This window comes from Enterobacter cloacae complex sp. IR5458, assembly GCF_049238025.1.
In the GTDB taxonomy this organism is placed as follows: domain Bacteria; phylum Pseudomonadota; class Gammaproteobacteria; order Enterobacterales; family Enterobacteriaceae; genus Enterobacter; species Enterobacter kobei.
Genome location: NZ_JBMKIF010000005.1, coordinates 25150 through 36529, shown reverse-complemented (window position 1 = coordinate 36529; position 11380 = coordinate 25150). Strand labels below are relative to the sequence as shown.

At 55.0% G+C, this 11380-nt stretch carries 15 protein-coding genes; 3 read left to right on the top strand and 12 right to left on the bottom strand.

Translation table 11 applies throughout. The features are described from left to right. Positions 1-8: 8 nt before the first annotated feature. The gene (gene mak / locus ACOTYN_RS05495; RefSeq protein WP_332956778.1) at positions 9-914 is read right to left on the bottom strand and encodes a fructokinase; all 906 of its coding nucleotides are present in this window, start codon (positions 912-914) and stop codon (positions 9-11) included. A 123-nt stretch (positions 915-1037) separates the two neighbouring features. On the opposite strand from mak, the gene rdgC reads away from it, so the two are divergent. Then, entirely contained in the window at positions 1038-1952 is a 915-nt protein-coding gene (gene rdgC / locus ACOTYN_RS05490) for a recombination-associated protein RdgC (protein ID WP_045269304.1), read from the top strand. Positions 1953-1999: 47 nt separating this feature from the next. Here rdgC and ppnP read toward each other — a convergent pair whose 3' ends face one another. The 5 genes from ppnP to ACOTYN_RS05465 form a co-directional block, all read right to left on the bottom strand. Beyond that, positions 2000-2287: a pyrimidine/purine nucleoside phosphorylase gene (gene ppnP, locus ACOTYN_RS05485; RefSeq protein WP_014882738.1), complete on the bottom strand. Its 288-nt coding sequence runs from the start codon at positions 2285-2287 to the stop codon at positions 2000-2002. Between the two features lie 71 nt (positions 2288-2358). Then, positions 2359-3036, bottom strand: a complete 678-nt coding sequence (locus tag ACOTYN_RS05480) for an AroM family protein (protein WP_032637368.1) — start codon at positions 3034-3036, stop codon at positions 2359-2361. Between the two features lie 238 nt (positions 3037-3274). Continuing rightward, the gene (gene yaiA, locus ACOTYN_RS05475) at positions 3275-3466 is read right to left on the bottom strand and encodes a protein YaiA (RefSeq protein ID WP_014882736.1); all 192 of its coding nucleotides are present in this window, start codon (positions 3464-3466) and stop codon (positions 3275-3277) included. Between the two features lie 44 nt (positions 3467-3510). Continuing rightward, positions 3511-4035 (bottom strand): shikimate kinase AroL, encoded by a 525-nt coding sequence (gene aroL / locus ACOTYN_RS05470; RefSeq protein WP_332956780.1) that lies wholly within the window; start codon positions 4033-4035, stop codon positions 3511-3513. 144 nt (positions 4036-4179) lie between these two features. Beyond that, the gene (locus ACOTYN_RS05465; RefSeq protein WP_014882734.1) at positions 4180-4638 is read right to left on the bottom strand and encodes a YaiI/YqxD family protein; all 459 of its coding nucleotides are present in this window, start codon (positions 4636-4638) and stop codon (positions 4180-4182) included. 97 nt (positions 4639-4735) lie between these two features. Here ACOTYN_RS05465 and proC point away from each other — a divergent pair, with 97 nt between their 5' ends. Continuing rightward, a complete protein-coding gene (proC, locus tag ACOTYN_RS05460) occupies positions 4736-5545 on the top strand; it encodes a pyrroline-5-carboxylate reductase (RefSeq protein ID WP_014882733.1) in 810 nt (269 codons plus the stop codon). Between the two features lie 14 nt (positions 5546-5559). Here the strand turns inward: proC and adrA are convergent, their stop codons facing one another. The 5 genes from adrA to ACOTYN_RS05435 form a co-directional block, all read right to left on the bottom strand. After that, on the bottom strand, positions 5560-6663 hold the full coding sequence (gene adrA / locus ACOTYN_RS05455) for a diguanylate cyclase AdrA (protein WP_332956784.1): 1104 nt from the start codon (positions 6661-6663) through the stop codon (positions 5560-5562). A 102-nt stretch (positions 6664-6765) separates the two neighbouring features. Next, a complete protein-coding gene (psiF, locus tag ACOTYN_RS05450) occupies positions 6766-7086 on the bottom strand; it encodes a phosphate starvation-inducible protein PsiF (RefSeq protein ID WP_014882731.1) in 321 nt (106 codons plus the stop codon). Positions 7087-7361: 275 nt separating this feature from the next. Continuing rightward, positions 7362-7622, bottom strand: coding sequence for an anti-adapter protein IraP (iraP, locus tag ACOTYN_RS05445; RefSeq protein ID WP_014882730.1), 261 nt, complete (start codon positions 7620-7622; stop codon positions 7362-7364). Positions 7623-7832: 210 nt separating this feature from the next. Next, complete coding sequence (locus tag ACOTYN_RS05440) at positions 7833-9047, bottom strand: multidrug efflux MFS transporter (protein ID WP_023332216.1); 1215 nt, start codon at positions 9045-9047, stop codon at positions 7833-7835. 168 nt (positions 9048-9215) lie between these two features. Next, entirely contained in the window at positions 9216-9899 is a 684-nt protein-coding gene (locus ACOTYN_RS05435; protein ID WP_014882728.1) for an extensin family protein, read from the bottom strand. Between the two features lie 103 nt (positions 9900-10002). On the opposite strand from ACOTYN_RS05435, the gene ddlA reads away from it, so the two are divergent. Beyond that, positions 10003-11103, top strand: coding sequence for a D-alanine--D-alanine ligase (ddlA, locus tag ACOTYN_RS05430; protein WP_014882727.1), 1101 nt, complete (start codon positions 10003-10005; stop codon positions 11101-11103). On the opposite strand, the gene ACOTYN_RS05425 is transcribed toward ddlA, so the two are convergent. After that, positions 11100-11330: a DUF2754 family protein gene (locus tag ACOTYN_RS05425; RefSeq protein ID WP_014882726.1), complete on the bottom strand. Its 231-nt coding sequence runs from the start codon at positions 11328-11330 to the stop codon at positions 11100-11102. The genes ddlA and ACOTYN_RS05425 overlap by 4 nt on opposite strands. Positions 11331-11380 lie beyond the last annotated feature (50 nt).

Genomic DNA, 11380 nt, shown 5'->3' with positions numbered 1-11380 from the left:
TTTTGCTTTTATTCCGGCCACAGCCACGCCGCGCCGCGCACGCCGCTGGAGTCGCCGTGGACGGCTTTGCGGATCGGGGTTTCACACTCGCCGCCGAAAACCCACTGCTTCACAAGATTTGGCACCGTGGCGTACAAGCGGTCAACGTTGCTCATCCCGCCCCCCAGCACAATCACGTCCGGATCGAGAATATTCACGACGTGCGCCAGCGATTTTGCCAGACGCATTTCGTAACGGCTCAGGGCCAGTTCAGCCACCGGATCCTGTTCTTCAACCAGACGCATGATTTCATTACCCTTGAGCGGTCGACCGCTCAGGCGGTGGTAATCGGTCGCAAAACCGGTGCCGGAGATAAACGTCTCAATACAGCCCTGCTTGCCGCAGTAACACGGAACGTCGGCGCGGTATTTGAGTTCATCTTCATCCATCCACGGCAGCGGATTGTGCCCCCACTCGCCCGCCGTGCCGTTGCCACCGATGTGCGAACGCCCCCCAAACGCCACGCCCGCACCGCAGCCGGTCCCGATAATCACCGCAAAAACGGTCTGCGCCCCTGCGGCGGCGCCATCAACGGCTTCGGAGACCGCCAGGCAGTTGGCGTCATTGGCCAGACGCACTTCCCGGTTCAGACGCGCGCTTAAATCTTTATCAAACGGCTGACCGTTCAGCCAGGTGGAGTTAGCATTTTTAACCACGCCGGTATAAGGGGAGATTGCCCCCGGGATACCCATCCCGACGGTACCGCTTTGCCCTGTCGCCTGCTCGGCCATATCGACCAGCCGGGCAATCGTCTCGATGGTCTGGTGGTAATCATCGCGCGGCGTAGGCAGACGGTGGCGGAACAGCTGTTCCCCCTGCTCGCTCAGTGCAATGACTTCTGTTTTGGTGCCGCCCAAATCAATCCCAATACGCACAAGACTCTCCTCATTCTTTTGATTATCAACAGAGTAGAAGCACGCTTCCCGATTAGCAATGCAAGCGATGCGACAATTCGTTATCATGCCCGCTGATTTAACGACAAGGCCGTGGAAATTATCATGCTGTGGTTCAAAAATTTGATGGTTTACCGTCTCAGCCGCGACGTTTCGCTGCGTGCAGAAGAGATGGAAAAACAGTTAGCCGCTTATAGCTTTTCCCCTTGCGGTAGCCAGGATATGGCAAAAACCGGTTGGGTTCCGCCAATGGGTTCACAAAGCGATGCCCTGACCCACGCCAGCAGCACGGGACAAATCATCGTTTGCGCTCGCAAAGAAGAGAAAATTCTGCCCACGCCGGTGGTGAAGCAGGCGCTTGAAGCAAAAATCTCCAAGCTGGAAGCCGAGCAGGGCCGCAAGCTGAAAAAAACCGAAAAAGATTCGCTGAAAGATGAAGTCCTGCACTCTCTGCTGCCGCGCGCTTTTAGCCGCTTTAGCCAGACGATGATGTGGATCGATACCGTTAACGGGCTGATCATGGTCGACTGCGCCAGCGCCAAAAAAGCAGAAGATACCCTGGCCCTGCTGCGTAAAAGTATCGGTTCTTTACCGGTCGTTCCGCTGGCACTGGAAACGCCGATTGAGCTGACCCTGACAGAATGGGTTCGCAGTGGTACTGCGGCGCAAGGTTTCCAGATTCTGGATGAAGCCGAGCTGAAAGCCCTGCTGGAAGATGGCGGCGTGATCCGCGCCAAAAAGCAGGATCTGGTGAGTGACGAAATCGCGGTACACATCGAAGCCGGGAAAGTCGTTACCAAACTGGCGCTCGACTGGCAGCAGCGCATTCAGTTCGTGATGTGTGATGACGGCTCCGTGAAGCGTCTGAAGTTCTGCGATGAGCTGCGCGATCAAAACGAAGATATTGACCGGGAAGATTACGCCCAGCGTTTTGATGCGGACTTTATCCTGATGACCGGTGAGCTGGCGGCGTTAATTCAGAATCTGGTGGAAGGTCTCGGCGGCGAAGCGCAGAGATAACAGGCAAAACACAGGCCGGGTAAGCGTTAGCGTCACCCGGCTTTTTTTTATTTCAAATAGCGGCACAGATAAGAGGTCGGTTCAGCAACCTGCAAATGAAATTCGCTGTGGCCAGGAACGTTGAAGGCTTCCCCGGCAGCGTAAACTTTCCATTCCGTTTCACCCGGCAGTAAGACGTTCAGCGCGCCGCTGACTACCGTCATCTCTTCCGCTTCGGCCGTGCCAAAGGTGTATTCCCCTTCAGCCATGACGCCCACACTGGCGCGGCCCGTGCTGCTGCTGGTAAAACCAATGGATTTCACTTTACCGGAAAAGTATTCGTTACTTTGAAGCATGAACTGGCCCTTATATTCAGAGATAAAAATTCACTATAGGGGCCATGCTCATTGCCTGTCACGCAAAATCATTACATCAGGAGTTCGGAAGCCAGGCGCGCCATCAGAACATTTGATAACAGCACCGGCACGTCCAGCGCCTTTTGCAATAAATCACGGTGATGCTGATGGAAACCGAGGCAGTCCAGTATCAACACATCCGCCCCTTTCTCCAGTAGCGCCTTCCCGGCAGCGATCAGTTTGGCCTCGCTGTCCCAGAAGGGATTTGCCAGGGCATACAGAGGCGTTTTTTCAAGCACGTGCCATTTTGCTTCCTGGTTGTTCATGAGCTCTTCCATCGGCACAATCACCCCCACCTGATGCCCGTCAACAATAGAGGCCACCAGAGGCGGAATGATGCGCATTGGCTCAAGCAAAATCGCATTGCGCGCCACCAGTCCCTTAATGGGGGCGGTACTCATCAGCAAAATAACGTCATAATCTTGATTATCGAGCACTTCTATCACTGACTGCAGCGAACGCTCAATTTTCTGTCGTGAAACATGCGCCAGTTTACCGTCGCTTAATAACGTCGCCAGGGGCTCCTCCCCCGCCTCAACAGCGTAGTCCTCCATGACCTCTTCCCGACTCATCTTACCCAGCAGGCTGAGATGCGTGATCTGCTGTTCAGAGACATGCTCGGTTAAAAGCGGTAACACTTCGCTTACAGGGACCACACCAATAGTGAGGATCGCCAACGTTGCCTTCATCGTTTTCGCCTTCCATTACTACAAAATCTTATTACACAGGTACAGGCTCACTACGCTGCACAGTTCGTTTTTTCAACAAAACAGCACCAAGCGTAGCAGGTGATCTGCATCGCGAAATGTAAAGATCACCTGCGGGTAACGGAGTCACCTGTAATAACTAAATATTAACTCCTGCTTAACATTGGCGATGAGTAAAAAGTGTGATTCAGGCACGGTATTGGAGCGTTTAGGAAAACATCTATGACTTTTCGGGATCTTCGTAGCGCCGTTTGGCGTCCAGCGCTTCCTGTTCAGTCTCATGTTCACTGATCAGCGAGTCCGGTTTGGGGTGATCGGCACGCAGCTGATACCAGGTCACGGTTTGATCGCCTGTGCCTTTTTCAACGGTAACGATACGTGCTTCGCGCGGATAGGGAGGTCTGGTTGGCATAGCTCATCCTTTTTTTATGTCTGAGCTATCAGTATAGACGGCGGTTAGCTGGCACAAGCCAAAAGCAGGGCGGTAATAATCTGAATCACCACCTCTTCCGGTGCCGCAGAAGCATCCACAACGTGGTGCGCCGCTTCACGGTACAGGGCATCACGCTCGGCCAGGACTTCGCTCACCTCTTCGCTGAGCGGTCTGGAGGTCAGCGCCGGACGTTGTCCCTCCTCCGGAAAGGCCTCAAGGCGCCCCACGAGAGCCGAAACCGGCGCGCAGAGATAGATCACAATGCCCTTTTCACGCATAAAATGCCGGTTACACTCGGCGAGAACAATCCCCCCTCCTGTCGCAATCACGGCTGACGGCGTGGTGACCGCTTTCAGCGCGGCCGTTTCGCGTGCGCGAAAGCTCTCCCATCCCTCTTGCTCAACAATGTCCGCGATGGTTCTGCCGGCCTCGGTTTGCAGCCAGTGGTCGGTATCAACAAACTGACGATGACATGCGCGTGCCAGTTCCAGGCCAACGGTGGTTTTCCCACAGCCGCGGGGGCCAACTAAAAAGATGGGTTGGGTCATAGCCAGGTGTTCCCCTTGATGCCGGATGGCTGAAGAGTGTAAAGAAATCATTGCAGAAGATGTGTAGAATACTTTACTGCAAAGCGGTACGGGATGACAACCCTGCGGAAGCCACACTGTACCACAAAGTGACAATAATTATCATTACGCTGTGCGACGCTTCACTTCCAGCAGCCATTTATCCAGTTCGGCAGCAAACTGCTGGCGATCGCGCTGGGACAGGCTGTCCGGCCCTCCGGTCTGCACGCCGCTGGCCCGCATGGTATCCATAAAATCACGCATAGTGAGTTTTTCCCGGATGGTTGAAGGCGAATAACGTTCACCGCGCGGGTTGAGCGCCGCTGCGCCTTTCTCCAGCACTTCCGCCGCCAGTGGAATATCAGCGGTAATGACCAGATCCTCCGGGCTGCACAGACGAACAATTTCATTATCCGCCACGTCGAACCCGGCCGGGACGCGCAAGGAACGGATAAAGCGCGAAGGCGGAACGCGGATATTCTGGTTCGCCACCAGCGTCAGTGGCATCTGAACGCGCTCGGCGGCGCGGAATAAAATCTCTTTAATCACATTCGGACACGCGTCCGCATCAACCCAAATCGCCATATTGTCTCCCCATAATGTCTCTGCCGACTATTGTCGCCTGCATTTCGTTGTTAAGCTATCAATCAGAGAAAACAACGCATAATGACGGAGAATCGTGATGGATAAGAAAATCGGGTTTATCGGCTGCGGTAACATGGGCAAAGCCATCCTGGGCGGCCTGATCGCCAGCGGGCAGGTTCTGCCCGGTCAGATTTGGGTCTATACCCCGTCACCGGACAACGTCGCCGCATTGCGCGATCAATACGGGATCAACGCCGCCGAAAGCGCGCAGGAAGTCGCCCAGGTCGCCGATATCGTCTTTGGCGCCGTTAAGCCGAACATCATGATCAAAGTGTTAAGCGACATCACCTCCAGTCTGAATAAAGAGACGCTGGTCGTGTCGATTGCCGCGGGCGTGACGCTCGATCAACTGGCACGCGCGCTCGGTCATGACCGTAAAATCGTCCGCGCGATGCCCAATACTCCCTCACTGGTTAATGCCGGTATGACCTCCGTCACGCCTAACGCGCTGGTGACCTCAGAAGAGGTGGCTGATGTGCTGAACATTTTCCGCTGCTTCGGTGAGGCGGAAGTCATTGCGGAATCCATGATCCATCCTGTTGTCGGCGTCAGCGGCTCTGCACCTGCATACGTGTTCATGTTTTTAGAAGCCATGGCTGACGCCGCAGTGCTTGGCGGCATGCCGCGTGCGCAGGCGTATAAATTCGCCGCGCAGGCGGTGATGGGTTCCGCCAAAATGGTGCTGGAGACCGGTAAACATCCGGGAGAACTGAAGGACATGGTCTGCTCGCCTGGCGGCACGACCATCGAAGCGGTACGGGTGCTGGAAGAACGTGGATTCCGCTCTGCCGTCATCGAGGCGATGGCAAAATGCATGGAAAAATCAGAGAAGCTGAGTAAATCCTGATTTCTGACCGGGCGTCAGGCGGCCACTTCGGTGCGGCCGCGCCCGGCATTTTTCGCCTTATACAGCGCCACATCTGCCGCCTTCAGCCATTCCCGGTAATGTCGAAACTGCGGCCCCCAGGGGGCAACACCTACGCTGATGCGCAGAGGCTCTTTCGGTGCGCACGGTAAGGACAACGTTTCCAGACGCTCGTGCACCCGAGACATGACGGCGATGGCGCTTTCAGCCGCTGTCTGCGACATAATCACGGCAAACTCATCTCCGCCAAAACGGCCTATCGCATCGCCTGACCTGACTGACATCTGAAGCTGACGGGTAAGAGCAACAATCGCCTTATCGCCCACGTCATGCCCCCAGGTATCATTGATGTTTTTAAAATGGTCGATATCAATCAGCAAAATGGTGGCGTTGCAGTGGCTCCGGCGGCAGTGCTCAAACTCATTACGCAGCAGCATTTCCCAGTGTCGTCGGTTAAAGACCCCGGTCATGCCGTCGCGGGTACTCATCATTTCCAGCCGCCGCTTATGTTCCGCAAGCCTGATGGCCGTCCGGTGGCTGAGCCAGGCAAACAGCATGGGATAAAGCATGAGCACCGGAAGCGTTAAGCCCCACTCCACGGGATCGGGGTTGAAGACAGTTACTTTCCCGACGAGGGGCAGCGTCACCAGCGCGGTCAGGAGGGTTAACGTTATCCCCACAAGAAACAGGCGGCAGCCACCGAAGCCCATCATGTTCATTCCCACCATCATTACCAGCGCTGCCGTGGGTAATGCATACAGCCCCATCACGCCAATCCAGAGCCCGGCGACAATGGCATCCATCTTAAGGTTGAAAATCTCCTGCTGGTGAGGTGACGCGGCGCGGCAGGATAACTGCCAGGCAAAATGGGGCCAGACGAACGCCCACCCTACCAGGATCAACCACCATCCGCCGGGTAAAAAATGGATGACCAGCATTCCCGCCACGGGGAAAAACATGGCTGCCAGACCAACAGCGCGCGCCAGCCGAACCCGCCGGGCAAACTGGATGCCGGCGCGGTAAGGGTCATCCTGAGAAAGGGTTAAACTCCACTCTTCCCGAATGCGCTTTTTGTTGTAATACGTTTCATCATTCATCATTTTTGGGAATATTCTGAAACATTTTCCCAAATTATAGAGAGGGGGACTGCGGGGAAAGTATGAAATTTCGGGTGAGCAGCCGACGTCACTCACCCGTTAGAACTACACTTGTTTCTTCAGACAGGCACTCATGAACTTGCTGCGATCGTCTCCCTTCAGGGACTGTTCGGTCGCTTTCGCATTACACTCGCGCATTTTTTGCTGCTGCGGCGTCAGACTTTTTTCGCCAGGCTTCGCGGCACCGTTTTTAAGGCAGTCGCTCATATAGGTCTTACGGGCATCGCCTTTCAGACTCTGGGACGTCGCCTGTTGATTACAGGTCGTCATCCGTTGCTGCTGAGGCGTTAGCGTTTTCTCTTCCGCATTCGCCGATGAGATCAGGAACAGGCCGGAGAGCAGAGTAACCAGTAATGTTGTTTTCATTGCACCATCCTTTTGTGAATATTCCCTGTAAGTCTGGTTCGTAACAGGAAAAAAACCACCCGGCAGCGGTGATTTTGCCGGGAATTTCTCATTTCAGACCCAACGTACCGGTATTGGCGGTATCGACATAAAGGATAGGGGAAGTAACGCGATAACACGTGTGCTCTGTTTCACTTTTATTTTCTCCCGGTACAAACAGATAAAAAATAAATACAGAGCAGCGCCAGGCATCCTGCAAGACAATTTTGTGAAACGTCAGAACCGTTCGTGACGGCTTAACTGCGCGGATGCCTCAACAGCTTCTTTACGTATTGCTGCAGCAATTCGGCATCCTCTGGTGGAACCTGAGTGTCGGGTCGTGCCTTATCCAGCGCCCCTTCGATGCTATTGATTAACGCCTGCTGATCGGATGTATCCATCCGCCGCAATAGCGCGGTGACGACAATTTCCAGCGCTTCGACCTGGGCAACCAGTTCTTTAGACTCTTCTTCCTTTTGTGCAAGCTTAACCAGCAACTCAGCAATGAGATTCTTCATCGTGCTATTTCCTTATGGGGTTTCCTCTGAAATTAACACCAGGAATGAAATATGCAAAGCGGAGAAAAGTATTATCTTATGTAAAAGTGACATTACCGCCAAATTAGGGTGCCACCCTTATTAGCGAAACGTTTTTCTATAAAAAAACGCCGCATTTAGTTATACAAAAATACGGCTACCATAAGAATATATAATACACCCGCGAAAGGACTATTTCGCTGATTTCGCCTCCGCCATTCGTGTTCGTCGGCGCAGGGCAATCGCCAGCTGGATAATATTGATTAAAACGACAATTGCCGTAGCAGCAAATACCCAACGAAAACCTGCCATCGCAGAAACGGATGCGCCAATAAGCGGACCGGCAACGTTGCCTAAATACATAAACGACTGGTTATAACCAAAAATACGTCCGGTGACCTGGTCGCTGGAATATTTGACCAGCAAGGTCTGTACGGCAGGCAACATAGCCCCATCGGCGAAACCGAGTAAAAATCGCAGCACGCCCAGCTGAAGCGGAGAGGTAACAAACGACATCGCGAAAAAGAGCACCACCGCAAAAATCAGCGTCGCCATCAGGATACGCGCCGTGCCGATCCTGTCCCCCAGCTTCCCCAGACGTGGCGCAGAGATCAGCGCGGAAACGCCCGGCACGGCGGCAATCATCCCGCTGAGAAAAGCAATATTATTGCTGTCTGGCTCCATTGATTTAATAAACAGCGCCAGAATGGGCCCCACCGAGCCGTTACAGAGCTGGATCACCATGGTGGTGACAAACAGGCTGATCATTAGCCCTGGGTAAGGCAGCGAGGCGAAGACGGCCTTACCGCTCAGGCGTTCAGACTTGCTGACAACGGGGCGCCCTCCCTCTTTGATCAGAAAGAGCGTGACCAGAAAGCTAACCACCAGCAGGATCGCAGTGATGATAAATACCGCGCGCAGCCCAACGTGGTCTGCCAGAAAGCCGCCCAGCAGCGGGCCACCGATGACGCCGCTTATCTGCGCCGTTGAGAGGGTGCTCAGCGCCCAGCCGCTTCGTTCGCGTGGCACCTGAGAGGCCACCAGCGCCATGGCATTCGGAATGTACCCGGACGTCAGCCCCATCACCGCCCGCAGGAAAAACAGCTGCCAGACGTTCGTGGCGAAGGCCTGGAGCAGAATCGCAATCGCCATCCCGAGCGAGGCGCGCAGCAGCATCAGCTTACGGCCTTTCCGATCCGCCAGGCTGCCCCACATCGGAGACACAATGGCGGAGACCAGAAACGTGACGCTGAACGTCAGACCGGACCACATGGAGAGTGCTTCGTGGGAGGTAACCCCCAACTGCGACACGTACAGCGGCAGGAACGGCAGGATCTGGCTAATGGCCAGCCCGGTAAAGAAGCAGCCGAACCAGACCGAGATGAGATTAACTTTCCAGGATTCCATAAAGAAATAGTCTTCATTTTTAGGCGAATTCGCCGTCAGATTAGCAAGTTACGCACGCCGGCGTCGCACCAGAGATGCGGCCTTGCTGACTTTGGTGTTTTATCTTCCCAGTCATCATATTTGTGAAATAAGTCACAAATCATCCACTTTCTGGCGGAAGATTATGCTTCAGCGACAGAGTCCGAAACCGCGCATCCCCAGATGAAAATGGTTGGCATGCGCCGCGTTATACTCCGGCCCCAAACCGTTACCGTAGTAGCCGCAGCTGGCCGCCAGCAGGGCTTTCAGCCATGGCTGCGTTTTTGCCGATTTCCAGCCGTTCAGCACCGTGACGCGCTCCCCGTTCGCCAGCCGAAAAGCGGCGATATCCAGCGCGTCTGCGGTGGCATGCTCACTGCGCCGCGCATCGGGCCGGTGGTAGATATTGCGACAGGCAAAGCTGCCAAGGTGCTCAATGCGCGTCAGCTCATGTCCCGTGAAGCGCTGCGTCAATGGCCGGGCCTGCTGGCTGACAAACAGTGCAGAGCTGAGCGCCAGCGGACAGCTGGCAAGAAAACTGCCGTTCAGACTCACCGGGCCGAAGTCACGCACGCGCACGACGTTGCGCAGCGGACATGTCCCGCCGCCGTCAGCGACCGGTTGGGTGCGGATAAGGTTTCGTTGATTGGCCTGCGTTAACAGGCTCGCGCAGGCTTCGGGGGTTAAACGTCGCAGTTTATACTGGGTAATGCGGCCAGGGGGATCGTCCAGGGCCAGCGGTTTAAATGGATTGTAGTAAGACGGCAACCAGCGATAGCCCGCCGTTGCGACTGCCCCCAGGATGAAAACGGTCAGCAGAGTTTTTCCTTTCACGTTCCCCCCTCACTCTTCCCCAAAACATTATGGCAGAAGGCCGCGAAACCCGCAGGGCATCGTGGTATGTTATTGGCTTTTCGTCAGACTGGAAGAGAGTGAGATGGCAAAGCAGCGCGTAGGTATTGTCTTTGGGGGAAAATCAGCGGAACACGAGGTGTCATTGCAATCGGCCAAAAATATCGTTGATGCGATCGATAAAAGCCGGTTTGACGTGGTCCTGCTGGGCATTGATAAACAGGGCCAGTGGCATGTTAACGACGCCAGCCAGTATCTGCTGAATGCCCACGATCCGGCGCACATCGCCCTCAATCCTTCGGACATCAGCGTCGCGACCGTTCCTGGCGTCATGAAGGGACAGCTCATCGACGCCGGCAATGCGCAGGCTCTCACTCAGATCGACGTGGTCTTCCCTATCGTACACGGCACGCTCGGGGAAGATGGTTCCCTGCAGGGGATGTTGCGCATGGCCAACCTGCCGTTCGTCGGATCAGACGTACTGGGATCCGCCGCGTGCATGGACAAAGACGTCACCAAACGCCTGCTGCGCGATGCCGGACTGAATATCGCGCCATTCGTCACGCTCACCCGCGCCAACCGCGACAAGTACAGCTTCGCGCAGGTTAGCGGTCAACTGGGGCTGCCGCTGTTTGTGAAGCCTGCCAACCAGGGGTCATCCGTGGGCGTTAGCAAAGTCGCCAGCGAAGCAGAGTTCACGCAAGCCGTCCGTCTGGCGTTTGAATTTGACCATAAAGTGGTTATTGAGCAAGGGATCAAAGGTCGCGAAATTGAGTGCGCCGTGCTGGGCAATGATTTTCCACAGGCGAGCACCTGCGGTGAAGTGGTCTTAAACAGCGACTTCTACTCCTACGACACCAAATACATTGATGATAAAGGCGCACAGGTCGTTGTTCCTGCGGATATCGATCCGGCGATCAACGACAAGATCCGGGCGATCGCCATCAGCGCCTACCAGACTCTCGGCTGCAGCGGCATGGCGCGCGTGGATGTCTTCCTGACGCCGGAGAACGACGTGGTAATCAATGAAATCAACACGCTGCCGGGCTTCACCAACATCAGCATGTATCCAAAACTGTGGCAGGCCAGCGGGCTTGGCTACTCTGAGCTGATCACCCGCCTGATCGAACTGGCGCTGGAGCGTCACGCCGCCGACAGCGCGCTGAAAAGTTCCGTTAACGGTTAATCGGCACCCTTCGCCGTCTCTTCCGTCGTCGTCTCTTCCGGGCGACGGCGGATAATCAAGCCCGCCAGCCAGAAACTGATCACCCAGGTCACCAGCCCGACGGCATAGGTTTGCCACCCTTTTGCTTCAAATCCTAACAGCCCCACGACGCCGTTAAGAATAAAGATCAGCCCAATAGCAAAGGCATAGTAGTGCCAGTCACGGCGAAGTTTGGACGTGAGCTTCATAACAACTCCGGCAGGAAAAAAAGACATCCTCTCACAGTTTAAGCACGAGG

Bases quoted from the DNA above. Each gene is read 5' to 3' on its own strand.
- rdgC (WP_045269304.1), top strand. From the start codon at position 1,038: ATGCTGTGGTTCAAAAATTTGATGGTTTACCGTCTCAGCCGCGACGTT.
- ppnP (WP_014882738.1), bottom strand. From the start codon at position 2,287: ATGCTTCAAAGTAACGAATACTTTTCCGGTAAAGTGAAATCCATTGGT.
- ACOTYN_RS05480 (WP_032637368.1), bottom strand. From the start codon at position 3,036: ATGAAGGCAACGTTGGCGATCCTCACTATTGGTGTGGTCCCTGTAAGC.
- yaiA (WP_014882736.1), bottom strand. From the start codon at position 3,466: ATGCCAACCAGACCTCCCTATCCGCGCGAAGCACGTATCGTTACCGTT.
- aroL (WP_332956780.1), bottom strand. From the start codon at position 4,035: ATGACCCAACCCATCTTTTTAGTTGGCCCCCGCGGCTGTGGGAAAACC.
- ACOTYN_RS05465 (WP_014882734.1), bottom strand. From the start codon at position 4,638: ATGGCGATTTGGGTTGATGCGGACGCGTGTCCGAATGTGATTAAAGAG.
- proC (WP_014882733.1), top strand. From the start codon at position 4,736: ATGGATAAGAAAATCGGGTTTATCGGCTGCGGTAACATGGGCAAAGCC.
- adrA (WP_332956784.1), bottom strand. From the start codon at position 6,663: ATGATGAATGATGAAACGTATTACAACAAAAAGCGCATTCGGGAAGAG.
- psiF (WP_014882731.1), bottom strand. From the start codon at position 7,086: ATGAAAACAACATTACTGGTTACTCTGCTCTCCGGCCTGTTCCTGATC.
- iraP (WP_014882730.1), bottom strand. From the start codon at position 7,622: ATGAAGAATCTCATTGCTGAGTTGCTGGTTAAGCTTGCACAAAAGGAA.
- ACOTYN_RS05440 (WP_023332216.1), bottom strand. From the start codon at position 9,047: ATGGAATCCTGGAAAGTTAATCTCATCTCGGTCTGGTTCGGCTGCTTC.
- ddlA (WP_014882727.1), top strand. From the start codon at position 10,003: ATGGCAAAGCAGCGCGTAGGTATTGTCTTTGGGGGAAAATCAGCGGAA.
- ACOTYN_RS05425 (WP_014882726.1), bottom strand. From the start codon at position 11,330: ATGAAGCTCACGTCCAAACTTCGCCGTGACTGGCACTACTATGCCTTT.